This window comes from Photobacterium sp. AWH4_225, assembly GCF_056158405.1.
Genome location: NZ_JBSWTF010000002.1, coordinates 7,501 through 31,475, shown reverse-complemented (window position 1 = coordinate 31,475; position 23,975 = coordinate 7,501). Strand labels below are relative to the sequence as shown.

Genomic DNA, 23,975 nt, shown 5'->3' with positions numbered 1-23,975 from the left:
GTTTTGATATCATTGCTCAGATTCAGCAATGAATTACCCTCAGGTAGGTATGCCTTACCACAGATGGAAAAGGCTTTTCTCTGGAAATAACAACAACTAGGAAGGGACAAACATGGCATTTAAGCAATTCGTCAAAGTCAGTGCACTTGCTGCCGCAGTTATGACAACTGGCATGGCCAATGCCCAGAACTTTATCACCATCGGTACCGGCTCTGTGACCGGTGTTTATTATCCGACAGGTGGTGCTATTTGTAAGCTCGTCAACAAAGACCGCAAAGAACACAATGTTCGCTGCTCGGTAGAGTCTACCGGCGGTTCTATCTACAACGTCAACACCATGCGTGCCGGTGAATTGGACTTCGGTATCGTACAGTCTGACTGGCAGTACCATGGCTATAACGGTACAAGCAAATTCGAAGAGCAAGGTCCATACAAGAAGTTGCGTGCCGTGTTCTCGCTACACACTGAACCGTTCAACATCATTGCCCGCACCGATGCAGGCATCAACGGTGTTGAAGATCTAAAAGGTAAGCGTGTGAACATCGGTAACCCTGGCTCGGGTGACCGCGCGACAATGGGCGTGGTGATGGACGCTATGGGTTGGACCAACAAAGACTTCAAACTGGCCTCTGAGCTAAAAGGCTCCGAGCGTTCGCAAGCCCTTTGTGATAATAAGATTGATGCCTTCGTTTACGTGGTTGGCCATCCAAACGGATCGATCAAAGAAGCAACCACATCTTGTGATGCCAAACTGATCCCTGCTACTGGTCCTAAAATTGACCAAATCGTCGCCGACAACCCTTACTACGCCAAGAGCACGGTGCCGGGCGGCATGTACAAAGGGACGGACAGTGACGTAAACAGCTTCGGTGTGGCAGCAACGCTGGTTTCTTCTACCGACGTATCTGATGACGTTGTTTATGCTGTGGTGAAATCAGTATTCGAGAACTTCGATACGTTCAAACGCCTACACCCAGCCTTTGCCAACCTCAAGCCTGAGGACATGGTCAAGGACGGTCTGTCTATCCCACTTCACCCAGGTGCAGTGAAATACTACAAAGAAGCAGGTTACCTGAAGTAATCCTGCCGATAGGCAACACTATCCAGCAAGCATCATTTCATGGTGCTTGCTGTTTCTCTATTTTTCATTCCGATAAATTCTAATCACACCCTAGCCCATCGAAGAAGGATTATGCATGACGAAGACAACACAATCGTCGACAGATGTGCAAGATATGGTGGCTCAGGCGGATACCGGGGCAAGAAGCCCGATTGGACTGGCTGGACGTATCCTGTGGTTTGTTCCACTTTGTTGGTCCCTGTTCCAACTTTGGTACGCATCGCCGTTACCGTTTATTTTTAACTTTGGCGTCCTGAACGACACCGAAGCCCGATCTATTCACTTGGCGTTTGCGATTTTTCTCGCATTTACCGCCTACCCTGCCCTGAAGCATTCGCCGCGAGACAGGATACCTTTAATAGACTGGATCCTTGCGCTGGCGGGCAGTTTTGCCGCAGCATATATTTATCTGTTCTATACCCAGCTGGCCGGTCGCTCAGGTGCCCCCACCCAGATGGATATCGTGGTCGCCGTCATCGGTATGGTGTTGCTACTTGAGGCAACAAGACGGGCACTTGGTCCACCGTTGATGGTTGTCGCTGCCGTCTTCCTGCTCTATACCTTCGGCGGTCCCCATATGCCGGATGTCATCGCCCATAAAGGCGCCAGCCTCAACAAGGCGATGTCGCACCTGTGGCTAACGACTGAAGGGGTATTCGGTATCGCGGTTGGCGTCTCGACCTCGTTCGTATTCCTGTTCGTATTGTTTGGTGCCATGCTAGAACGTGCCGGAGCCGGTGCGTACTTCATTAAGGTAGCCTTTTCGCTGCTTGGTCATATGCGTGGTGGCCCGGCCAAAGCGGCAGTTGTCGCCTCGGGTCTGTCTGGCCTGGTATCAGGCTCATCGATTGCCAACGTGGTTACCACCGGTACCTTTACCATCCCGCTGATGAAAAAGGTTGGCTTCCCGGGCACTAAAGCAGGTGCCGTCGAAGTGGCCGCATCAACCAATGGCCAGCTGACCCCGCCTATCATGGGGGCTGCAGCCTTCCTGATGGTGGAATACGTCGGGATTTCTTACGTCGAAGTAATCAAGGCCGCATTGCTGCCAGCGCTGATCTCCTATATTGCACTGATTTACATCGTGCACCTGGAAGCCTGTAAGGCTGGAATGTCCGGCCTAGAACGTCGCTATAAGCCGACCCTTGCCCAGAGCTTGCTATCTTTCTGTGGCACCATCCTCGGCTTGGTTGTGCTCAGTGCCATAGTCTACTACGGCGTTGGCTGGACTAAGGATGTCTTTGGCGCGGCAGCGACCCCGATGATCGCTGCGGTGATCCTGATCGCCTATGTCGCATTGATCAAAGTGGCAGCCGACTACCAAGATCACGCGCTTGAAGATCCAAACGCCGATATTACCGAAGTCCCTGATCCGGGGCCGACGATGAAATCAGGTCTTTACTTCCTACTGCCGATTGTTGTGCTGGTTTGGTGTCTGACGGTAGAGCGCTTCTCACCAGGGCTTTCAGCTTTCTGGGCGACTGTTTTCATGATCTTTATCTTGTTGACCCAGCGCCCGTTGCTGGCGCTGTTCAACAAAGAGAAGACATTGGCAGAAGCCGGTAAGGAAGGGGTTATCGACCTGCTCGAGAGTCTGGTTTCCGGTGCTCGTAATATGATCGGTATCGGTGTGGCCACCGCCGCCGCCGGTATCGTAGTTGGCGTGGTTACCCTCACCGGGATCGGGTTGGTAATGACCGAGTTCGTTGAATTCATCTCCGGAGGTAATATCATGCTGATGCTGCTGTTCACAGCTTTGATCAGCTTGATCCTCGGTATGGGCCTACCTACCACGGCAAACTACATCGTGGTCTCGACCTTGATGGCACCGGTTATTGTTACCCTCGGTGCCCAGCATGGCCTGATCATTCCGTTAATCGCGGTACACCTGTTCGTGTTCTACTTCGGGATCCTTGCCGATGATACCCCGCCGGTCGGCCTGGCCGCCTTTGCTGCCGCAGCGATTGCCAAAAGCGATCCGATCCGCACCGGTATCCAGGGCTTCACCTATGATATCCGGACCGCCATCCTGCCGTTCATGTTCATCTTCAATACCCAGTTGCTGATGATGAATATCGACTCCTGGTGGCACCTGATGCTCACAGTCGGCTCGGCGATCATCGCCATGCTCACTTTCTCGGCGGCAACTCAAGGATGGTGGTTTACCAAAACCAAATGGTGGGAGGTCGCTGCCCTGTTGCTGATCACTTTCACCCTGTTCCGTCCGGGATTCTGGTGGGATATGGTCTACCCGCCTAAGCACGAGATGCCGGGCACTCTGATTGCCGATGCGGCCGATAAATTGGCCATTGGCCAGCCGCTTGAACTGCAGGTGAGCGGGGAAAACCTGGAAGGGAAGTTCGTCTCCAAACACGTATTGCTGCCTTTTGATGAAGCAGCAGTCTCCCCCGATGAGCGGATCGACTCTACCGGTCTGATGCTACGTCAGGATGGCGACAAGATGATCGTCGACATGGTTGAGTTCGGCAGTCCGGCTGAGCAGGCAGGTATCGACTTCGATTGGGAGATCACCACGGTTAGCCTACCGGCGGTTCGGCCAATGAAAGAGTGGGTATTCATACCGACCTTGCTCATCTTAGGCGGGCTGGGCTGGAATCAACGCCGGCGTGCCAAATCTCTTGGCCACATCAAGTAAACCATTATCAAGCAAACCACGGTTCTGGCCCTTTCATCACGAAAGGGCCATGTTTGTTTGGTATACACTATAGGGAGCCTCTCCCTTCGTGAACAAAGAGATAAAATATGTATAAGCAAATCTTGGTTCCGGTCGACCTCAATGATAAAGGTTTCGCAGACAAAGCTGTCGAACTGGCTGTCTGGCATGCCCAGCACTCCAATGCCACCATCCACCTGCTCAATGTCCTGCCAGGCATCCACATGGCGATGGTATCAAGTTACTTTCCCAAAGATGCGGCGCGCAAAATGATGCAGGACACCCAGCAACAGCTCAAAGCCTTTGCCGAAGCCTATATTCCACCGGAAATTGTCCACCACCAGCACGTCTCAGAAGGGAAGACATGGACGACGATATTGGATCATGCAGAACGGGTCGGTGCTGACTTGATTATCATGCCGAGCCATAAGCGTTCTGGCCTCGATAAAGTCATGCTAGGCTCGGTCGCAGCCAAAGTCGTTGAGAACTCCCCGATCAATGTATTGGTTCTCAAGCCCCAGGCTCACCTGTCTGAATCCGATTAATTCCTAAATGACGTACTAAAAAGCCCGCTGCTGCGGGCTTTTTATTAATTAATCAGTTACTTTCTTTGGTCGTAACCCCAGCGCGGGACCAGACCTTGTTCGACGCCAAGGTGGTCTAAAATGCGCGCCACCATGAAATCGACCAAATCCTCGATACTCTCAGGCTGGTGATAAAAACCCGGAGCCGCAGGCATAATCGTTGCACCCATTTGCGACAGCTTGAGCATGTTCTCCAAATGAAGTGTGGAGAACGGGGTCTCGCGCACCACCATCAACAGCTGGCCACGCTCTTTAAGTACCACATCGGCAGCTCGCTCCAGCAGGTTATCCGACAGACCATGGGCAACCGAGGCCAAAGTACCCGCCGAGCAAGGGCAAACCACCATTTGTTTCGGCGCCGCCGAGCCCGAAGCCACCGGCGAGAACCAATCTTCTTTTCCGCACACTTCAAGCTTCTCAGCTGAGCAACCGAGCTGCTTGACCAAGGCTTCTTTTGCGGCATCCGGCCCAGCTGGTAATTTGAGGCCGTGCTCAGTCGCCAACACCACCCTGGCCGCCGATGAGATCAACAAGTAAACATGGTAGTCCGCCGCTAGCAGGCACTCCAGCAGACGCAAACCATAAGGCGCACCTGACGCACCAGTCCATGCCAGGGTAATGCGTTTATCAGGACTACTCACCAGCATTCTCCAGAGCAGCTAGCAACTTGCCGTGAATACCACCAAAGCCACCGTTGCTCATCACCAAGATGTTATCGCCAGGGCGGGCACTTGAGATAACTTTGGCGACCAAAGCGTCCAAGTCACTGTCAGTCTGGCTTGGTTGCTTACAATGCTCAGCAATTTCGTCCACCGACCACGGAATATTATCCGGCTGGAAGATGAAGACTTCATCGGCTGCGGCCAATGCTGGTGCCAAGTCCAGCTTGTGCACGCCAAGCTTCATGGTGTTCGAGCGAGGCTCGAGGACAGCGAGGATGCGTTGCTCCCCGACTTTGGCACGCAAGCCACCCAGTGTCAGCTCAACCGCTGTAGGGTGGTGGGCGAAATCATCATAGACCTTGACCCCGGCTTGCTCGCCCTTAAGCTCCAAGCGGCGCTTGGTATTAACAAACTTGCCGAGCGACTCGCAGGCCAAATCGGCAGTCACACCAACATGGCGGGCAGCGGCAATGGCCATCAGGGCATTGCTGACATTGTGATCACCAATCAGATCCCAGTCGACAGTCCCAGCCTTGTTGCCATCAAGCAGCACATCAAAACGGCTGCCGGCAGCATCCAGTTTTTTCGCCTGCCAATGGCCATCCTCACCGATATATTCCAGCTCGCTCCAGCAGCCCATGTCCAAGGTGTCATCAATCGCCTTGACGCCTTTCGGGGCGAGGATCCGGCCGTTGCCCGGTACCGTTCTGACCAAATGATGGAACTGACGCTGTATCGCTTTCAGATCATCAAAAATATCTGCGTGATCGAACTCCAGGTTGTTCATCACCAAGGTGCGTGGTCGATAATGAACAAACTTAGAACGTTTATCGAAAAAAGCACTATCGTATTCGTCCGCCTCGACGACAAAGAACATACTTTCACCTAAACGCGCGGAAACACCGAAGTTTCCGAGCACGCCACCGACCAAAAAGCCCGGCTGGTAGCCGCAATCTTCAAGGATCCAAGCCAGCATACTGGCTGTAGTGGTCTTACCATGGGTGCCCGCAACAGCCAGTACCCAGCGGTCATGCAGCAAAATCTCCTGTAGCCACTGCGGACCCGAGGTATAGCGCAAGTTGTTGTTAAGCACATACTCCACACAAGGATTTCCACGGCTCATCGCATTGCCGACGACCACCAGATCTGGTGCCGGGTTTAACTGTGACGGGTCATAACCTTGAATTATTTCAATACCTTGAGATTCAAGAAGGGTGCTCATTGGCGGATAGACGTTGGCATCGCAGCCGGTGACTTTATGGCCTAGCTGGCGGGCAAGGATTGCCGCACCGCCCATGAAAGTGCCACAAATTCCTAAAATATGGATGTGCATAACTGTCGGCTCACTCGGTAATTTTCACTAATTTCACGCTAATGCGTTACTTCGTTACCATAAAAAAGATCTTTATATACAATATTTTATACAAAATAGAGCACACACTATAAAAAGGCGAAATGCCAATATGGGTATAAAAATTGTCCGTTAGAGACATTGTACCTGACTTAACTGCCCCAATGACAACAAGATGCAAGGATTGTATATGTCCGATATTAGAACCCTTGGCGAGTTCATTGTCGAGAAACAGAACGACTTCCCCCACGCCAGCGGTGAGCTTTCATCTCTGCTGAGCTCGATTAAACTTGCGGCGAAAATCGTCAACCGTGAAATCAACAAAGCCGGTCTGGCTGATATCACAGGTTCGTTCGGCGACGAGAATGTTCAGGGTGAAGAGCAGCAGAAACTCGATGTCTATGCCAATGATAAATTCAAAGCTGCACTAGAAGCACGCGACCAGGTATGTGGTGTAGCCAGTGAAGAAGAAGACGAAGCCGTTACTTTCAACCGCGAGTTGAACCGTAACGCCAAGTACGTCGTGTTGATGGATCCACTAGATGGTTCTTCGAACATCGACGTAAACGTTTCCGTCGGTACTATCTTCTCAATTTACCGCCGTGTTTCACCAGTTGGCACCCCACCGACTCAGGAAGACTTCCTACAACCAGGCAACCAGCAGGTAGCAGCGGGCTATATCATCTATGGTTCATCAACCATGCTGGTTTACACCACGGGCAACGGTGTCCATGGCTTTACTTATGACCCATCTTTGGGTCTGTTCTGCCTGTCTCACGAGAACCTGCAAACGCCTGAAGACGGCCGTATTTACTCGATCAACGAAGGTAACTACTTCCGATTCCCGATGGGTGTGAAAAAGTACATCAAGTACTGCCAGGAAAATGTGCCAGAAGATGATCGCCCTTACACATCTCGCTATATCGGTTCACTGGTATCAGATTTCCACCGCAACCTTTTGAAAGGTGGTATATATCTTTACCCAAGCACCGCAACTCACCCAACAGGTAAACTGCGTCTGCTTTACGAGTGCAACCCAATGGCCTTCCTGATCGAGCAGGCTGGCGGTAAGGCGTCTGACGGTGCAAACCGCATCATGGATATCAAGCCAACCGAACTCCACCAGCGAGTACCATTCTTTGTCGGTTCCACCAACATGGTAGAGAAGGTTGAGGCTTTCCTCGCGGAATTCCCTGACCAAGACTAACCAACATAAACAGGCTGAGTGACTCAGCCTGTTTTCTTTTCCCTTCTGTTACACCCAACAATGTTAACCATTCCCTACAACTTATTGCTATTAGACAATAAAAGAAGGATGTTGGTATTATAATTTCAACATCACCAACAATTGATTAACCTAGCAAAAGGAAGAGACGATGAGCCTGAATCAGGTCCCAGCTGGAAAGGACATACCCGAAGATATCTATGTTGTCATTGAAATCCCTGCCAACGCCGACCCTATCAAATACGAGGTCGACAAAGACAGCGGTGCCGTTTTCGTAGACCGATTCATGTCTACCCCGATGTTCTACCCTTGTAATTACGGTTATGTAAACCACACCCTATCATTGGATGGTGACCCGGTAGACGTGCTGGTTCCGACGCCTTATCCGCTGGTGCCTGGCTCTGTGATCCGTTGCCGCCCTGTCGGTGTGCTGAAAATGTCAGATGAATCTGGTGAAGATGCCAAGGTTGTTGCCGTTCCTCACAGCAAACTGAGCAAAGAATATGATCACGTTCAGGATGTCGATGACCTTCCTGAGCTGCTAAAAGCCCAAATCACCCACTTCTTCGAACGCTACAAAGAGCTAGAGCCGGGCAAATGGGTGAAAGTGGAAGGCTGGGCAGACGCAGCTGCAGCCAAGGAAGAAATCCTTGAGTCGTTCAAGCGCGCCCAAGAAAAATAATTGCTAATGAAATAATATCCCGGGCAAAATGCCCGGGACTGTAATGAGGTAACCCTATGCGAAGGCCGTTGATAGCCATTACTTTATTGTTAGGCTCAATTGCCAACCTGGCGTTTGCAGAAGTCGTCACGCCAGAAGAATTCTGGCAATCCTATAATGGTACCCATTCAGGGAGGCCACTGATCATTGATGTCCGAACTCATGATGAGTTCATCGACGGCCATCTTCCCGGTGCTATCAATATCCCATACGATCAAATTGAGTTACTGACCACTTTTGCGCCGGACAAGAGCCAATCCCTGTTTATCTACTGCCGTTCAGGCCGACGCTCCGGCATCGCAGAAACAGCCTTAAATAAACTGGGCTACTCCAATATCTATAATGGCGAAAGCTATCAGGCATTGGCTGAGGCAATGCCTGAGTAAAACACTAAAAAAATTAAGCCGATATTTTTCTTTTCCGAAAACACCAATCTCCATGTCCAATCACTGGCAGGCCTGCCACTGACTGGTTATATAGATATATCCATGCCTTACCGTAAGACGTCTCGATCTCAACCCGGTCGTATTCCACCGGGTATTCCTCGAGCCAGTCAAGGTCGCGTAAGATTGCCTCGTTAATTTGGTAAACTTCACCAAACAATGGGGCCCCGTTTCGGGACGCAACTGCCGCAGGATAAGCTTCCAAATCATAGAGTAAATAGCCTGATGACAAGCACTCATCACCCAGTTTCACCGCCTCTCTGAGGAGGTAGGCATTGGCCTCCCCCTCACGAAGGGTCCCATAAACAAAGACTTTCACGCTACATCCTGCCCATTAGTTAAACTCAAACTGATACAGCAAGTCTGCTGCACTATCCAAACCAGATACGACTTCCACATACAAATCTTTCATCAGGCGGTAGCGCACGGTAAATTCTGGGATGGAGTTGAAAATCCCTACCCCGTATTTCACCTGAAGGCCAGGGGCAATATAACCACTGATGGTTACCTGGGTATCATCACCAGAGCCCGCGGTATCAAGGGACAAATCCTGAACACCGAAGGCTTCACCTACATTTCCTACCAACTGGCCACTTTGTGCCAAGCCCATGGTCAGTAAGGTGGTTGCCATCGCATCACTGTTATCCCCCGACTCACTATCCAGATCCCTACCTCGTAGTATATAAGACAGGGCATTTTGCTGCGGCATTGCAGGATCCGAGAAGATGTCCACACGTGGCTCATCGGCTGGACCTGTTACCCTAAGCCCAGCAATCACATCGTCTTCGATATTATTAGGATCGCGAATCGCCTCTATCGACAAATAAGGTTGATCGGCCGGACCATTGAACAGGATTTGTCCTTTTCGGATCACCAACTCCTGAGCAAAAGAGCGATAGGTACCATTACGCAGATTCACTTCGCCGTACACCAATGGACCTTTCTCGTCCTGGCGAACATTGAGATCCCCCACCAGCCCGGCTTTAAGGCCAAATGCAGACAACTTAACGTCATTACCAATTCGCACCAGCACATTGGTCTTCACATTAAACGGGATGGGTTTATCGGTCTCCATTGGCTGTAGATCATCGTCCAGCAATATCTCATCATCCGATACCGACACGGCAGATTCAGGCAGCTGGTCAACGGTGATCCGTCCCCACGGAATAGCAACACTACCGGTGATTTCAGCTTGCTTCGGCGATGCCTTGATCGTTAAATCCGGTGTTACCTTCACCGCTAACAAAGGCGGTACCGTCACTTCGAGTTCACGACCATTAACCCCAAGCTGCCCACGCCAATCCGCTAAATCCTGCCAGTTACCATCACCGGTAATATTAAGCTTACCGTCCGGTGTCACCACCTCACCGCTAAGCCGCGCCTGATAACCACTGAAAGTCGCGGTAATATCCGCTTTTTCAACATCGACGGGGACAGTGCGGCCCGAAGCCTTCACGTTACTGACTTTGAGCAAGCCGTTCACCGCAGGATGCATCACAGGCCCCGTCACCGAAATATCCGCATCAACCTGGCCATCGAAGGTATGGTAGTCCATCATTAACGGTTTAAGGAAGCCGAGCATAAAGCGATCCAGTTTCAAATGGGCGTCTAGCTGCTGCTCACCACTCAAAGGAGCAACCTTGGCTCGCCCGCTCAAATCACCATTATCACGAATAGCAAATAACCAATCAGCATTGAGCGTGTCTTGCTTCACCTCCGCGTTGATAGTCACCTTATCCCAACCGACAGTGACAGGCTCCAGTTCTGGATCTTCCTGCTGGGTCACACTGCCTGAAGGTAAAGTGACGCTAGCTTTAACATAGGGTGCTGACTTCGGTGCCCATGCCACTTCGGCCTGTGCGCCTGCGCTACCTTTTAGCACAACGGTATCCGGCAGATATGGCTCCAGCATCGCGAAATCCACATTGCTGAGCGATACATTGGCGCGGCCGCTGGCCCCAGCTTCCATATTCTGGGTCAGACATAGAGCCGCTCTGTCTTTATCTTGCTTCCAACAATGTGCAGCAACACTCGCCAGCTGCTTATCAAAGCGGTAACCAATGGCTGTAGAGCGATCAAGATTCCATACACCTAGTTCGGTATCAATCTCCCCTTGCTGGAGAGCACCTCGCCACCCTTTATTTCGGTCGAGCTCGCCCTGAAGGCGCAATGCCGTGCTGACCGGCTCTGCATTCACATCCAGCACTAACTGATGCTGCTTTTCACTTCCTTGGAACAATAGTGAGAGATCGTTGAGGGTAAACGTATCATAACGCCCTCCCGAAGCGGTTAGGCTAACATCGGCATCCAGCAGCGGCATCGGGGTGATCTCCCCTTTCAAAGTTAGCTTATCTAGCGAAGCCAACTCTTCCCACCCCAAGGCTTCGCCAACCAAATCGACATCCAAGTCTGGCTCGGCCATTTTGCCTTTCAGTTGTACGTTGCCCAGAACGCTACCTCGCAGCCCAGGTAGGGATTGGGACAGATCTGGCGCATTAATTTCCGCTGCCATATCCCAAGTCTTGGTCAAACGGCCTTTGGCTGAAAAACCATTAGGACCATGCTTCAGCGCCAGCCCTTGCGTATCGAGCTGTATGTCGCCTTTTCCGGAGGTATCTTTGGCCGATAGCTGACCGTTAAGATCAAGCTGCTGATCCATCACCTCACCATCAACCACCAGCTCCGGCAACTCAACAAACCAACCGCCTTGTTGGGTCAGCCCGCCGGACGTCTTTAGCTTACCGCTCAAGTCACCCGGTACATCCTGCCATTCCAAACCTGGCTGAATATGGCTGAAGGCAAGTTCTCCCTGCCAGTTCACCAAGTCTTTCCAACTCGCCTTCGCGTTGCCCGAGATATTGCCCCCCAGGGTATCAACACTGAGGCGGCTTAGCTCAACATCCTCAAGAGTGCCCTTACCAACAAGTTCAGCACCAACGGCTGGCATTGGCTTGCCATCAATCTGACTAGCCAGTGTAAAACTGTATCCTTCAAGGCTACCTTTTGCCGTCAACTGCGCCTCTTTCACCTCAAAATCAGGCTCGCTGTCGATTGGCCATTGCAAATGCTGGCTATCAAGAGAAAGATCAAACGGTAAAGTCGGCTCTAATGGCGATAGTTGCCCTTTCAACCAGGCATCAAGCGTCCCTTTAACCCGGGCATCCAGTATCAAATTGGCAACACTGCCCTCTGCATTAAGAGCTAACTCGTGATTAGCGACGGGAGCCATATGAATAGCTGCATCAGCATTAAGTGCCAGCGGATAGTCGCCCGTTAAAGTCACCTTGGCATTGGCTTTAAGATCTGCCTGTGGTGCAGACACCTCTAACTTCTCCACCACAACATCACTGCCCTTTGCCAAAGCAATCAACTCAAGCTTCTGTACGGTCTGGGGCGTTTCTCCATGAAGGGTGAAGTCCTCAATGGTAAAGCGTTGGATCTCGGCGGAAAGAGGAATGAGTACTTCAGGCAGGACGATCGGCTCAGGAGCCCCCAGCTGGGGCTCTACTGCCTCAGTTGGATCTGTCTCTGCAGAGGCTAGTGTAAGATCTATCTTCTGCCAATCAGTCGGCTTGAGGACCAGCTTATCCCCCACCATCTCTGCGGCACTTGAGAAGTGTTGCCAACCGACTTGGTTACCCAATACATCAAGCTCAATATCATCAAGCACTAAACGAGAAAGCGTGATAGGAATAGGCAGACTTATCGAAGTGATCGGCTCCGAAGGTACTTCTTCTTCTAAATCTTCTTGTGCCGGTGGCAATTGCGGCATCGAGAAGCGCACACCACTTACCGCAAGATTAGAAATACACACAGCCGGAGTCAGTAGGCAGCTATCTTCAATGTCCAAGGCCAACTGCGCCACTGCAAGGTCGATGCTGTCATCATTATAAACAACCTGTTCAAGGGAAAAGCCATTTAACAAGCTGCCTTGGGATCCAGCAATACTGAGAGACGGCAGCACTTTTTGCGCGCCCCATACGGCAACTTTGATCCCAGCGGGGGTGTACAGCAGGGCTGCAACGGCAATCACCAATACCATCAACAATGCCAGCAAGGCGATGGCTGAGCGTTTTACCCAAATCATATTTCTGGCCCCAATACAAAGTGGAGCTGGAACTTATCTTTTTCTTTTTCCAGCCCCCAAGCAAAATCAACACGAATAGGCCCAACAGGCGAAGCCCAACGTACGCCGACACCAGTACCAGCTACCCACTCGGGGCTGTCATTCCAGGCTGAACCATAGTCGTAGAATACCGCTCCCCACCAATCACCATATACCCGGTATTGATATTCAAGCGTGGAAGTAACCATATACTTACCACCTTCCCTGAGGCCTATTTCATTACGAGGTGAGATTGACTCATAGCTGTATCCACGCAGGCTGTTATCCCCCCCGACAAAGAAGCGCATCGAGGGTGGAATATCTTCCAATCTATCAGCGATGACTGCACCGCCATCTAGACGTAATAGCCCCCGGTGATTCTCGCCTGCACTGCGTATCCAGGCCGAACGCCCGCGAAAACGTGTCAAGCGAGTATCAGATCCCAAAACAGGATCAGAATATTCAATAGAGATAAGCTGTTTGTCTCCCCAAGTCGGCATTGCACCGCCGCGAAGTCGCGTTTTGTCGTAGCTGATCCCCGGGATCACCATCGTCAAATTACCACTTTCAATTTTGCCCTGGGTATAGTCCTCATAGAGCAAGCGTAGTGAGGCGATTCGTTTCCATCCAGACTCCAAGCGCCAATGACGCTCGACGGCCAAGTTCGTTTCGGTACTGACCGTGTCATGGTTATCGACATAACGGATCCCGCCGACTATTTGGTAATAGTCATTCAACACATCATCCAGCGGGATTTTATAGGTCGCTTCGATCTTCGGCTGGATTTCTGACAATTCGGTTTTAATGCTCAAACTGTGGCCCTTGCTGTTTAGCCACGGCTTGCGCCAGTTGAATTTCAGGCGCGGACCAACATCGGTCGAAAAACCGATACCAGTTTCAATTTGGTTTTTAACTTGTGGTTTAACAACGACACTGACAGGGATTTCATCATCCTTGATATTGGCAATCTCGCCACCAACAAAGATGGACGAAAACCAGCCGACATTGGACAAACGTTGGTTAAACTCACCCAGTGTCGAGGCAAGGTATGGATCACCTTCCTCATAAGGCATTAACGACTTCAGCCGATCAAGTTCAATCTGGCTGCCTTCAAAAACAGTTTCACCAAAATTATAACGTTGGCCAGATGCGTACTCGATAGTAATAAAGGCTTCGTTACGACTTGGGGCAACCTCCATACGGCTCACTTTCAACTCGCCATCAAAGTATCCCTTTCGAATCGCTAAGCTCGACAACGAAGACTTTAAGGACTCATATTTACCATGATTGAGCGTTTGCCCCAGCCCCAGCCCACTCGTGCGCACCAAGGCTAGAAAGTCCGGATCATTCTTGGCCATGCCGGTCATAATGATATTACTGCGGGCAATGGTTGTTTTGGGACCAGCTTCCACCTGAACAATCAGCTCACTGCCATCTTCAGCTTCGGAAAAAGTAATCGTGGGGTTGTAACGCCCTAATGCTTTGAGCGCGTCGCGGATCTCTCCCTCGAGCTGTTCGCGAAAGCGCAAGGAAGTACTGTAATCTTGTTCTGGTATTGCAGAAACATACGCATCTACATTGTCCTCTAGGCTTCCTTTTAACCCTTTTATTGTCAAAGAGGTGGCGGCTGAAGCCGGTATCGCAACGGTGAGCGCAAATGTTGCTAGGCCATACCGCAAAAAAGGTATCTTCATTCTTAATTACTTCATTGGTTAGCGCATTATTTTTTTATCTTTGTGCATGGTTAATTTTGACAAAGCACAGCCCTAACTGCCAATCTTTTGCTGCGAAAACCTGCTTAAGTTGAATGTCTTCGCTGTTTCCTCTACTTTGAACAAAGTCAGTGACTGCAAAATAAGGAAATAATCATGTCGTCAGCCAAACAAACCTTACCAACTGAAAGCCAAGCCCTGATAGGTAGGGCAACGCCCATTACTCCATCACTACCTCATGCAGTGAACGGAACATTATTGAATGACGATATCCCAGAGATGATGGAAGTACTCACTATCGGGATGGGGTGCTTCTGGGGAGCAGAGAGACTATTTTGGCAACAAGATGGCGTATACAGCACTGCAGTAGGTTATTGCGGCGGGCTGACTCCGAATCCAACCTATGAAGAGGTATGTACCGGTCGAACAGGGCACAGTGAAGTCGTCAGGGTAATATTCGACCCGAAGCTGGTAAGCTTAGAGACTTTACTCACTCTATTCTGGGAAAAACACGATCCCACCCAGGGAATGCGCCAAGGCAACGATATGGGAACCCAATACCGTTCAGCCATCTACACCTACTCTGATGAACAACACCAGGCAGCCCTCGAGAGCAAAACCCGTTACCAGCAGGCCTTGAAAAGTGCCACAATCACGACCGAGATCTTACCTGCCGGGACATTCTATTTCGCAGAAGATTACCATCAGCAGTATCTTGCCAAAAACCCCAATGGCTACTGTGGACTAGGGGGAACAGGCATCTGCATGCCTCCGCAGCACCAAGACTAGACGGCTTCGGCACTAAGGAGCTGGATCTCCCGGTTAACTTCGCTTAACACATTCAGCGCCTTGGTATCTTGTCTTTTTGGTGGCAGCAAGCGTCCCCGGTCAAATTCATAAGCCCCAACACCGATAATGAAAAGCCGGCCCCGGAAGTAACTTTTGACATAGCGTGCGACTTGGTTTGGTCGATATTGTTTGAATACTCTTAACATGGTTCCCTCACAAAATTACTATCAATATAGACCTTGAAAACAGCCAGATGTTTCCTTTTTCCAAGACGGCCTAATTCATTAGAAGGTTAAGCAAGTTACTTGCCAGTTAAGCAGTGTTTAGCTAGCTTATTCTCACCTCGCTAGGCAACTCACCGTTTTACGCACTTTGCTTTATATTTTCGTGATAAAGTTCAAGGCTTTACAAACTGGTTAAACCAGCTTGCCATCACTAATCTAAGATAATGGCGCGTCTAATAAATAATGGAAATAAAGATGAACAAGAAGCCAATTTTCGCCATGCTGGCCATGCTGCTACCGGGTACAGTATTTGCCCACAACCTCTCTGTCGGTGAAGCACTTCCGAATGTAGTGGTTGCAGATAAAGGTGAAATTACTCTACAAGATGACAAAATTGTCTATCAAAATTGGAATAGCAACCAGCTTGCTGGGAAGGTACGGGTGATACAAGCCATAGCCGGTCGTAGTTCAGCTAAAGCAATGAATGCCGATCTAATGAGTGCTATCACTGCAGCAGACTTCCCGGATGAACAGTACCAAACCACAACCATCATCAATCAGGATGATGCTATCTGGGGTACAGGGAGCTTCGTCAAATCATCAGCCGAGGACAGCAAGCGGGAGTTTTCCTGGTCTTCTATGGTGCTCGATGCCAATGGCAGTGTCCATGAGTCATGGCAGCTAGCCGCTGAAAACTCCGCCATCATTGTTCTTGATAAAAACAGCCAAGTACTTTTTGTAAAAGAAGGAAAGCTAACAGAACAAGAAGTTAATCAAGCGCTTGAACTGGTGAAAAGCAACCTTTAAGTCGGCTTAACAGATCAAAAATAAGCGTAAAATAATAATGAAGGCCATACTCTAGTAGCAGTAGTAATGTTATATTGTTACACCACATGGATATGGCTTTTAATTTATCAAAGTGAATCTTGCACAGCGTTGGACACCAAGACTAAGCCTTTTACTTATCAGCCTGATCATTATCATTGGGCCGGTCAATGTGTTGCACCAACTTGAGGCAACCACTGACCATCACCACGCAATTGACTGTTCTGTCTGCCATATTGTTCATGACACCTTCCATAACGAAAACACGGACGTAGCTGCCCCGTTCAAGCACTTATTTGCCGTATCCGCTCTTACAACAAAAGCAGGCTTTCAGCAATATCTCCCCCCAATAGCACGTTCACCTCCAATATATTGAGTTATTTTTCTTATACTTTTCAATTGTTAACTATTTATTTGGGGTAACCATGCGTTTTAATCATTCTCTTTCACCAATTGCCACTTTGTTTGTCACTCTGGGCCTTGTAGCCTCAGGCTCTGCCGCAGCTGACGATCACTTCCGCCAACATGATGCCCACGTTCATGGTGTCGTGGAAGTGAACATCGCCCAAGATGGCCAAGACTTATTAATGGAGATTCACGCGCCAGGCGCCGACGTGGTTGGCTTTGAGCATGCTCCTCATACTGCGGAACAAAAAGCTGCAGTTGAAAGCGCAATCGCAAAGTTAAAAGCACCAAGTGAGACCTGGATGTTGACAGCCAGTGCGCAATGCCAATTGGTAGATAGTCAAGTCACTGAAACACTATCATCCCAAGAAGGTGATGCTCACGATCACGACAAACATGACCATGATGACCACGATCATGACAAACACGACCATGATGACCACGGTCACGATCATGACAAACACGACCACGATGACCACGGTCACGATCATGACAAACATGACCACGATGACCACGGTCACGATCATGACCATGACCATGACCATGACCATGGTGCACACGGCGAGTTCTCGGCGCAATATACTTACAAGTGTGACAATATTGATCAATTAACTGACGTTAAAACTCAGTGGTTCACGCATTTCCCAAGCACAGAGCGCATCACCGTTAACGCCATCACAGAGAAAGGACAAAAAGGTGGGTCGCTGACCTCAAGCAGTATCACTTTCCGTTTCTAATCCAAAGTAACCAAAATGGGGAAGCAATTCCCCATTTCAGGACAGATCATGAACATCATCGAGATCCGCGAACTTACATTCCAATGGCCTCGCCAAACTCAGCCATTATTGGAAATCCCTTCACTGGTGGTTAAAAAAGGTGAAAAAGTTTTCATCAAAGGCCCTAGCGGCAGTGGTAAATCAAGTCTACTAAGCCTGCTGGCTGGCATAAACGAGCCGACATCGGGTACCGTTGAGCTTCTTGGACAACCTTTCAGTAGCCTTAAGCCAACAGCAAGAGACCGTTTTCGGGCCGACCATATCGGCTACATCTTTCAAATGTTCAACCTACTCCCTTACCTGTCAGTCATTGATAATGTCCTGCTCCCTTGCAGGTTTTCAGAGTTAAGAAAGAAACAAATTAACGGGGGAATGTACGAGCAGGCCAAAGAGTTACTTTCCCAACTTCATCTCCCGAGTGAGTGCTTAGCCCGACCGATCAGCGAACTCAGTATCGGGCAACAACAACGGGTAGCTGCTGCAAGAGCCTTGATTGGCAAGCCAAAATTATTAATTGCTGATGAACCGACCTCAGCTTTGGATCATGATAATCGCGAAGCATTCATCAAATTACTGATGGCGGAATGCGACAAGTCTGACACCACATTACTGTTTGTCAGCCATGATGAAACACTCGAACCTCTATTTGATCGCAGTATCAATCTAAATGCCATTAACGAAGCAGTAAGGGGACAATAATGGGAGCGATCATCCGCCTAGCCTGGCAAAGCTTGGCTAACCGAAAAGCCACGGCAATACTGACCCTATTAACCGTAGCTATCTCTGTGACCCTCCTACTTGGTGTTGAAAAAGTCAGGACCCAGGCTAAGTCCAGCTTCGCTAATACTATTTCGGAAACCGACCTCATTGTTGGCTCTCGCTCCGGCCAGGTTAACCTATTGCTCTATTCAGTATTCAGGATCGGTAATGCAACCAACAATATTGACTGGCAAAGCTTCCAAGAAATCAGCCAGCACCGTTCCGTGAAATGGGCCATTCCAATTTCTCTTGGTGACTCGCACCGCGGCTTTCGGGTCATCGGTACTAATGGAGATTACTTCAAGCATTATCGATATGGCCAGAAGCAGCCGCTACAACTAGCCCAAGGCGAAGTCTTCGATAGCCTGTTCGAAACGGTGATCGGTGCAGATGTGGCAAGAAAGCTCGATTATAAGATCGGCGATGAGATCATTATTGCCCATGGTATTAGTGATCAATCTTTTAACCGTCATGATAACCTGCCATTCAAGATAGTAGGGATCCTTGAGCCGACGGGGACTCCGGTAGATCGTAGCGTACATGTCTCGCTCCCTGCTATAGAAGCCATTCACGTCGGTTGGGAAAGCGGTGCCCGCCTTGGGCCAACACCGGATGCCGACGTCCTTGCAGCCCAGCAGTTTGAACCCAAGCAAATTACTGCCGTTTTGCTTGGCCTTAATTCTAAAATTCAAACCTTTGCCCTGCAACGCTATATCAACACCTATACCAAAGAGCCACTAAGTGCCATCATGCCAGGCATCGCCCTTCATGAATTGTGGGGCATGATGTCTGTCGCCGAACAAGCATTGTTAGTCGTTTCAGGGTTTGTTGTCATCGCAGGGCTGCTAGGTATGCTAACCAGCTTGTTAACCAGCCTCAATGAGAGGCGCCGTGAGATGGCAATTCTTCGGGCTATGGGAGCAAGGCCTGGCCATATCTTCTTTCTGCTTACCAGTGAAGCGACCTTATTAACTGCACTGGGTGTGGTGGTCGGCACCTCTTTGTTGTACTTGATATTGCTGATCACTCAACCGATTATTCAATCACAGTTTGGTTTGCTTATTCCGATCACAGCGCCAACCAACTATGAGCTGTTGTTGTTATTACTTGTTCAGTTAGCTGGTATGCTAGTCGGTATCATTCCTGCCATCCGCGCCTATCGACATTCGCTCTCGGATGGCATGACAATCAAGGTATAAATAGATGAAAAAATGGCTACTCGCTCTTTGCTGCTGGTTTCCGCTACTCAGCTTCGCCAATGAGCCTTTAAAACTAGACTGGATTGATCTTGTCCCTGAAAAAGAGCGCGCTCAGTTCAATGCCAACCAAATGCCAGTACTTAACCATGATGGCGATGCTGCACAGCAATCTATGATTGGTAATGTCAGAGAAGAACTAAACGGAAGTAAGGTTAAAATCCCAGGTTTTGTTATTCCACTAGAAGGCGATGACAAAGCCGTGACCGAGTTTCTCTTAGTCCCGTACTTCGGTGCATGTATCCATGTCCCACCACCACCACCAAACCAGATTGTTTACGTGAAGTTCCCTGATGGAGCACCCATTCAGCAATTATGGGATGTAGTATATGTTGTCGGCACTTTGAAAACTCAGCCCGTTAGTCATGAATTGGCTGAAGTCGGCTACCTATTAGAAGGCACTGCCCTCGAAGACTACGACGATATGTAATCCGAGTGTGGTCAGCCTCATATAGGGGCTGACCACCAAACTTAAAAGGATAACCAATGGAAGGTCAGGTCGAAAGTAAAGTACCCGCTCCTCTAGAGCCTCAGCCAACAGATAAAGAAAAACTGAAAAACAACGCCCCCAAAAGCATCATTGCCTCGATTGCTGAAGAGCTGGGAGTCGGCTACCTTATCATCAAAGAAGGCCCACAAACTCTTGCCGAAAGATATGATGCTCGAAATAAAAAAGAGCTATATATCCAACAAGAAAACCTCGAAAAGATTTTCAAGCTAGCTTCTGAAAACACACCTTCCGATAAAGCCAAACAAATAGATCCAGACTGGCTCAACTATTTCACAACCATCGCCCAAACCATACGTAATAACTCCATGCAACAGCTATGGAGCCGCATTCTCAGACAAGAATTTCTGGCCCCCGGCTCGGTATCATTAAAGACACTTGATACGCTACGCAGCATGACCCACAAAGAAGCGCAGGTCTTTCATAAGGCTTGTACACTCTCTTGCCATTTTGGTAATGACAAAAGTAAGAAGTTACTCACTGCATTAAAAACAAAACATAAATTTCTACCCAGCTTATTTGCCCCAACACTCAATAAAATATCGCTTGGAAACTTCTCTCTACCCTACTCAGACCTGCTGATCTTATTAGAACTAGGGCTGATATTAAAAAGTGAATTAGAATCAGGAGAGCTAGCTTCAGGCTCACCGCTAACATTTAGCTACCAAAACCATACCTACCAACTTACTCCACATCAAAAAGGGCTAAGTTTCACTTATTACCGTCTTTCGCCAACAGGACAAGAGATCGCAGAGCTTTTAGGTAGTAAGACTCATGAACCTTTCAGAGAAACCATTCTCGAGTTATTAGCGCCGTACTTTGTCATTGAAAACCAGTAATCAGTTATCTCTTACATTAGACAATGACAATAAGCCCTGCCTTTTTCAGCAGGGCTTTTTAATATGTAACATAACTCTAGGTTATGTCCCCGTAACGTTCGTTTTCTCGTAGGGAGAACACAGTACATTCAATGCGTCAGATACAATAAAGCCTCGTCGTAAGACGAGGCTTCTTAATAAGTGGCGGTTCTGGCGACTGCGTACAAGCGGGACTCAAGCAGCAGGCTCGTGAGAGTCCCTTTTCCATACTGCAGATAGCAAAAAACCCCAGTCTTTCGACTGGGGTTTCTTTAATAAGTGGCGGAGCGGACGGGACTCGAACCCGCGACCCCCGGCGTGACAGGCCGGTATTCTAACCAACTGAACTACCGCTCCACTCAAATCACCGCACGTTCACTGCGATAATCTAAATTGGAAGCCTGGCGATGTCCTACTCTCACATGGGGAGGCCCCACACTACCATCGGCGCTATTACGTTTCACTACTGAGTTCGGCATGGGATCAGGTGGGTCCATAATGCTATGGTCGCCAAGCAAAATTCTTACAATCTTGAAAGCTGATGTTCTCAACACTCATCCAAGTGTTTGCGGAGTCCGTAAAAACCCCTTGGGTGTTGTATGGTTAAGCCTCACGGGCAATTAGTACAGGTTAGCTCAACGCCTCACAACGCTTACACACCCTGCCTATCTACGTCGTAGTCTCCAACAACCCTTCAGGAACCTTATAGGTTCAGGGATGACTCATCTCGAGGCTCGCTTCCCGCTTAGATGCTTTCAGCGGTTATCGATTCCGAACTTAGCTACCGGGCAATGCGTCTGGCGACACAACCCGAACACCAGAGGTTCGTCCACTCCGGTCCTCTCGTACTAGGAGCAGCCCCTCTCAATCATCCAACGCCCACGGCAGATAGGGACCGAACTGTCTCACGACGTTCTAAACCCAGCTCGCGTACCACTTTAAATGGCGAACAGCCATACCCTTGGGACCGACTTCAGCCCCAGGATGTGATGAGCCGACATCGAGGTGCCAAACACCGCCGTCGATATGAACTCTTGGGCGGTATCAGCCTGTTATCCCCGGAGTACCTTTTATCCGTTGAGCGATGGCCCTTCCATACAGAACCACCGGATCACTATGACCTGCTTTCGCACCTGCTCGACTTGTCAGTCTCGCAGTCAAGCGGGCTTATGCCATTGCACTAACCTCACGATGTCCGACCGTGATTAGCCCACCTTCGTGCTCCTCCGTTACGCTTTGGGAGGAGACCGCCCCAGTCAAACTACCCACCAGGCACTGTCCGCACCCCGGATAACGGGGCGACGTTAGAACATCAACACTACAAGGGTGGTATTTCAAGGACGGCTCCACCGAATCTAGCGACTCGGTTTCAAAGCCTCCCACCTATCCTACACATGTAGGGTCAATGTTCAGTGCCAAGCTGTAGTAAAGGTTCACGGGGTCTTTCCGTCTAGCCGCGGGTACGCAGCATCTTCACTGCGATTTCAATTTCACTGAGTCTCGGGTGGAGACAGCGTGGCCATCATTACGCCATTCGTGCAGGTCGGAACTTACCCGACAAGGAATTTCGCTACCTTAGGACCGTTATAGTTACGGCCGCCGTTTACCGGGGCTTCGATCAAGAGCTTCGACCGAAGTCTAACCCCATCAATTAACCTTCCGGCACCGGGCAGGCGTCACACCGTATACGTCATCTTTCGATTTTGCACAGTGCTGTGTTTTTAATAAACAGTTGCAGCCACCTGGTATCTGCGACTGCCAGCAGCTCCAAGAGCAAGTCTCTTCACCGCCGGCAGCGTACCTTCTCCCGAAGTTACGGTACCATTTTGCCTAGTTCCTTCACCCGAGTTCTCTCAAGCGCCTTGGTATTCTCTACCCGACCACCTGTGTCGGTTTGGGGTACGATTCCTTACTATCTGAAGCTTAGAGGCTTTTCCCGGAAGCATGGCATCAATGACTTCACCGCCGTAGCGGCTCGACATCGGGTCTCAGCCTAGTGTAATCCCGGATTTGCCTAAGATTACAGCCTACACCCTTGAACCTGGACAACCGTCGCCAGGCCCACCTAGCCTTCTCCGTCCCCCCATCGCAATAGTAAGAAGTACGGGAATATTAACCCGTTTCCCATCGACTACGCCTTTCGGCCTCGCCTTAGGGGTCGACTCACCCTGCCCCGATTAACGTTGGACAGGAACCCTTGGTCTTCCGGCGAGGGAGTTTTTCACTCCCTTTATCGTTACTCATGTCAGCATTCGCACTTCTGATACGTCCAGCACACCTTACGATGCACCTTCAACCGCTTACAGAACGCTCCCCTACCCAATACCTAAAAGGCATTGCCGCAGCTTCGGTGTATAGCTTAGCCCCGTTAAATCTTCCGCGCAGGCCGACTCGACCAGTGAGCTATTACGCTTTCTTTAAATGATGGCTGCTTCTAAGCCAACATCCTGGCTGTCTGAGCCTTCCCACATCGTTTCCCACTTAGCTATAACTTTGGGACCTTAGCTGGCGGTCTGGGTTGTTTCCCTCTCCACGACGGACGTTAGCACCCGCCGTGTGTCTCCCGGATAGTACTTACTGGTATTCGGAGTTTGCAAAGGGTTGGTAAGTCGGGATGACCCCCTAGCCTTAACAGTGCTCTACCCCCAGTAGTATTCGTCCGAGGCGCTACCTAAATAGCTTTCGGGGAGAACCAGCTATCTCCAGGTTTGATTGGCCTTTCACCCCTAGCCACAAGTCATCCGCTAATTTTTCAACATTAGTCGGTTCGGTCCTCCAGTAAGTGTTACCTCACCTTCAACCTGCCCATGGCTAGATCACCTGGTTTCGGGTCTAATCCTAGCAACTGAACGCCCAGTTAAGACTCGGTTTCCCTACGGCTCCCCTAATCGGTTAACCTTGCTACTAAAATTAAGTCGCTGACCCATTATACAAAAGGTACGCAGTCACCCCGAAGGGCTCCTACTGCTTGTACGTACA

General features: G+C 49.8%; 19 protein-coding genes, 1 tRNA gene and 2 rRNA genes (1 of these 22 running past the window's edge). 13 read left to right on the top strand and 9 right to left on the bottom strand.

Features of this window, described 5'->3' with window-relative positions:
- Positions 1-112 precede the first annotated feature (112 nt).
- The 3 genes from ACXAD4_RS16375 (at position 113) to ACXAD4_RS16365 (ending at position 4,339) form a co-directional block, all read left to right on the top strand.
- Complete coding sequence (locus tag ACXAD4_RS16375) at positions 113-1,081, top strand: TAXI family TRAP transporter solute-binding subunit (protein ID WP_475242837.1); 969 nt, start codon at positions 113-115, stop codon at positions 1,079-1,081.
- Positions 1,082-1,196: 115 nt separating this feature from the next.
- On the top strand, positions 1,197-3,776 hold the full coding sequence (locus ACXAD4_RS16370) for a TRAP transporter permease (protein ID WP_475242836.1): 2,580 nt from the start codon (positions 1,197-1,199) through the stop codon (positions 3,774-3,776).
- Positions 3,777-3,883: 107 nt separating this feature from the next.
- Positions 3,884-4,339 carry a universal stress protein gene (locus tag ACXAD4_RS16365; protein WP_475242835.1) on the top strand — a complete coding sequence of 152 codons (456 nt, stop codon included), beginning with the start codon at positions 3,884-3,886 and terminating at the stop codon, positions 4,337-4,339.
- A 56-nt stretch (positions 4,340-4,395) separates the two neighbouring features.
- On the opposite strand, the gene ACXAD4_RS16360 is transcribed toward ACXAD4_RS16365, so the two are convergent.
- Both ACXAD4_RS16360 and mpl read right to left on the bottom strand, forming a co-directional pair.
- Positions 4,396-5,025: a flavin prenyltransferase UbiX gene (locus tag ACXAD4_RS16360; protein WP_475242834.1), complete on the bottom strand. Its 630-nt coding sequence runs from the start codon at positions 5,023-5,025 to the stop codon at positions 4,396-4,398.
- Entirely contained in the window at positions 5,012-6,373 is a 1,362-nt protein-coding gene (gene mpl, locus ACXAD4_RS16355) for a UDP-N-acetylmuramate:L-alanyl-gamma-D-glutamyl-meso-diaminopimelate ligase (RefSeq protein ID WP_475242833.1), read from the bottom strand. The genes ACXAD4_RS16360 and mpl overlap by 14 nt, the downstream gene beginning before the upstream one ends.
- 208 nt (positions 6,374-6,581) lie before the next feature.
- Between mpl and fbp the strand changes: the two genes are divergently transcribed.
- The 3 genes from fbp to ACXAD4_RS16340 all read left to right on the top strand — a co-directional run bounded on the left by fbp (position 6,582) and on the right by ACXAD4_RS16340 (position 8,723).
- Complete coding sequence (gene fbp, locus ACXAD4_RS16350) at positions 6,582-7,598, top strand: class 1 fructose-bisphosphatase (protein WP_475242832.1); 1,017 nt, start codon at positions 6,582-6,584, stop codon at positions 7,596-7,598.
- Positions 7,599-7,767: 169 nt separating this feature from the next.
- The gene (gene ppa / locus ACXAD4_RS16345; protein WP_475242830.1) at positions 7,768-8,298 is read left to right on the top strand and encodes an inorganic diphosphatase; all 531 of its coding nucleotides are present in this window, start codon (positions 7,768-7,770) and stop codon (positions 8,296-8,298) included.
- A 56-nt stretch (positions 8,299-8,354) separates the two neighbouring features.
- Positions 8,355-8,723, top strand: a complete 369-nt coding sequence (locus ACXAD4_RS16340; protein WP_475242829.1) for a rhodanese-like domain-containing protein — start codon at positions 8,355-8,357, stop codon at positions 8,721-8,723.
- Positions 8,724-8,736: 13 nt separating this feature from the next.
- On the opposite strand, the gene ACXAD4_RS16335 is transcribed toward ACXAD4_RS16340, so the two are convergent.
- The 3 genes from ACXAD4_RS16335 to tamA are packed head-to-tail and all read right to left on the bottom strand — an operon-like array spanning position 8,737 to position 14,579.
- Entirely contained in the window at positions 8,737-9,099 is a 363-nt protein-coding gene (locus tag ACXAD4_RS16335; RefSeq protein ID WP_475242827.1) for a gamma-glutamylcyclotransferase family protein, read from the bottom strand.
- A gap of 15 nt (positions 9,100-9,114) precedes the next feature.
- Positions 9,115-12,867, bottom strand: coding sequence for an autotransporter assembly complex protein TamB (gene tamB, locus ACXAD4_RS16330; RefSeq protein ID WP_475242825.1), 3,753 nt, complete (start codon positions 12,865-12,867; stop codon positions 9,115-9,117).
- Positions 12,864-14,579: an autotransporter assembly complex protein TamA gene (tamA, locus tag ACXAD4_RS16325; RefSeq protein ID WP_475242823.1), complete on the bottom strand. Its 1,716-nt coding sequence runs from the start codon at positions 14,577-14,579 to the stop codon at positions 12,864-12,866. The genes tamB and tamA overlap by 4 nt, the downstream gene beginning before the upstream one ends.
- Positions 14,580-14,753: 174 nt before the next feature.
- Here tamA and msrA point away from each other — a divergent pair, with 174 nt between their 5' ends.
- Entirely contained in the window at positions 14,754-15,386 is a 633-nt protein-coding gene (gene msrA / locus ACXAD4_RS16320) for a peptide-methionine (S)-S-oxide reductase MsrA (protein WP_475242821.1), read from the top strand.
- Here msrA and ACXAD4_RS16315 read toward each other — a convergent pair.
- Complete coding sequence (locus ACXAD4_RS16315) at positions 15,383-15,592, bottom strand: DUF1107 domain-containing protein (protein ID WP_107299646.1); 210 nt, start codon at positions 15,590-15,592, stop codon at positions 15,383-15,385. The genes msrA and ACXAD4_RS16315 overlap by 4 nt on opposite strands.
- 273 nt (positions 15,593-15,865) lie before the next feature.
- Here ACXAD4_RS16315 and ACXAD4_RS16310 point away from each other — a divergent pair, with 273 nt between their 5' ends.
- The 6 genes from ACXAD4_RS16310 to ACXAD4_RS16285 all read left to right on the top strand — a co-directional run bounded on the left by ACXAD4_RS16310 (position 15,866) and on the right by ACXAD4_RS16285 (position 20,978).
- On the top strand, positions 15,866-16,417 hold the full coding sequence (locus ACXAD4_RS16310) for a YtfJ family protein (protein WP_475242820.1): 552 nt from the start codon (positions 15,866-15,868) through the stop codon (positions 16,415-16,417).
- A 443-nt stretch (positions 16,418-16,860) separates the two neighbouring features.
- Positions 16,861-17,577 (top strand): zinc uptake protein ZrgA, encoded by a 717-nt coding sequence (gene zrgA / locus ACXAD4_RS16305; RefSeq protein ID WP_475242819.1) that lies wholly within the window; start codon positions 16,861-16,863, stop codon positions 17,575-17,577.
- Positions 17,578-17,592: 15 nt separating this feature from the next.
- Positions 17,593-18,315, top strand: a complete 723-nt coding sequence (locus ACXAD4_RS16300) for an ABC transporter ATP-binding protein (RefSeq protein ID WP_409996878.1) — start codon at positions 17,593-17,595, stop codon at positions 18,313-18,315.
- The gene (locus ACXAD4_RS16295; protein WP_107299650.1) at positions 18,315-19,574 is read left to right on the top strand and encodes an ABC transporter permease; all 1,260 of its coding nucleotides are present in this window, start codon (positions 18,315-18,317) and stop codon (positions 19,572-19,574) included. The genes ACXAD4_RS16300 and ACXAD4_RS16295 overlap by 1 nt, the downstream gene beginning before the upstream one ends.
- Before the next feature lie 4 nt (positions 19,575-19,578).
- A complete protein-coding gene (locus ACXAD4_RS16290) occupies positions 19,579-20,061 on the top strand; it encodes a DUF3299 domain-containing protein (protein ID WP_475242817.1) in 483 nt (160 codons plus the stop codon).
- 56 nt (positions 20,062-20,117) lie between these two features.
- Positions 20,118-20,978: a TIGR03899 family protein gene (locus tag ACXAD4_RS16285; protein WP_475242815.1), complete on the top strand. Its 861-nt coding sequence runs from the start codon at positions 20,118-20,120 to the stop codon at positions 20,976-20,978.
- 298 nt (positions 20,979-21,276) lie between these two features.
- Here ACXAD4_RS16285 and ACXAD4_RS16280 read toward each other — a convergent pair.
- The 3 genes from ACXAD4_RS16280 to ACXAD4_RS16270 all read right to left on the bottom strand — a co-directional run.
- Positions 21,277-21,353 (bottom strand) — tRNA-Asp (locus tag ACXAD4_RS16280).
- A 42-nt stretch (positions 21,354-21,395) separates the two neighbouring features.
- Positions 21,396-21,511 (bottom strand): 5S ribosomal RNA (gene rrf, locus ACXAD4_RS16275).
- Between the two features lie 84 nt (positions 21,512-21,595).
- Positions 21,596-23,975, bottom strand: a 23S ribosomal RNA gene (locus tag ACXAD4_RS16270) (it continues 507 nt past the right edge of the window).

Coding starts and splice junctions, on each gene's coding strand:
- ACXAD4_RS16300 (WP_409996878.1), top strand. CDS start 17,593: ATGGGGAAGCAATTCCCCATTTCAGGACAGATCATGAACATCATCGAG.
- ACXAD4_RS16290 (WP_475242817.1), top strand. CDS start 19,579: ATGAAAAAATGGCTACTCGCTCTTTGCTGCTGGTTTCCGCTACTCAGC.
- ACXAD4_RS16295 (WP_107299650.1), top strand. CDS start 18,315: ATGGGAGCGATCATCCGCCTAGCCTGGCAAAGCTTGGCTAACCGAAAA.
- ACXAD4_RS16310 (WP_475242820.1), top strand. CDS start 15,866: ATGAACAAGAAGCCAATTTTCGCCATGCTGGCCATGCTGCTACCGGGT.
- fbp (WP_475242832.1), top strand. CDS start 6,582: ATGTCCGATATTAGAACCCTTGGCGAGTTCATTGTCGAGAAACAGAAC.
- ACXAD4_RS16370 (WP_475242836.1), top strand. CDS start 1,197: ATGACGAAGACAACACAATCGTCGACAGATGTGCAAGATATGGTGGCT.
- tamA (WP_475242823.1), bottom strand. CDS start 14,579: ATGAAGATACCTTTTTTGCGGTATGGCCTAGCAACATTTGCGCTCACC.
- ACXAD4_RS16340 (WP_475242829.1), top strand. CDS start 8,355: ATGCGAAGGCCGTTGATAGCCATTACTTTATTGTTAGGCTCAATTGCC.
- ACXAD4_RS16360 (WP_475242834.1), bottom strand. CDS start 5,025: ATGCTGGTGAGTAGTCCTGATAAACGCATTACCCTGGCATGGACTGGT.
- msrA (WP_475242821.1), top strand. CDS start 14,754: ATGTCGTCAGCCAAACAAACCTTACCAACTGAAAGCCAAGCCCTGATA.
- ACXAD4_RS16315 (WP_107299646.1), bottom strand. CDS start 15,592: ATGTTAAGAGTATTCAAACAATATCGACCAAACCAAGTCGCACGCTAT.
- zrgA (WP_475242819.1), top strand. CDS start 16,861: ATGCGTTTTAATCATTCTCTTTCACCAATTGCCACTTTGTTTGTCACT.
- ACXAD4_RS16375 (WP_475242837.1), top strand. CDS start 113: ATGGCATTTAAGCAATTCGTCAAAGTCAGTGCACTTGCTGCCGCAGTT.
- mpl (WP_475242833.1), bottom strand. CDS start 6,373: ATGCACATCCATATTTTAGGAATTTGTGGCACTTTCATGGGCGGTGCG.
- ACXAD4_RS16365 (WP_475242835.1), top strand. CDS start 3,884: ATGTATAAGCAAATCTTGGTTCCGGTCGACCTCAATGATAAAGGTTTC.
- tamB (WP_475242825.1), bottom strand. CDS start 12,867: ATGATTTGGGTAAAACGCTCAGCCATCGCCTTGCTGGCATTGTTGATG.
- ACXAD4_RS16285 (WP_475242815.1), top strand. CDS start 20,118: ATGGAAGGTCAGGTCGAAAGTAAAGTACCCGCTCCTCTAGAGCCTCAG.
- ppa (WP_475242830.1), top strand. CDS start 7,768: ATGAGCCTGAATCAGGTCCCAGCTGGAAAGGACATACCCGAAGATATC.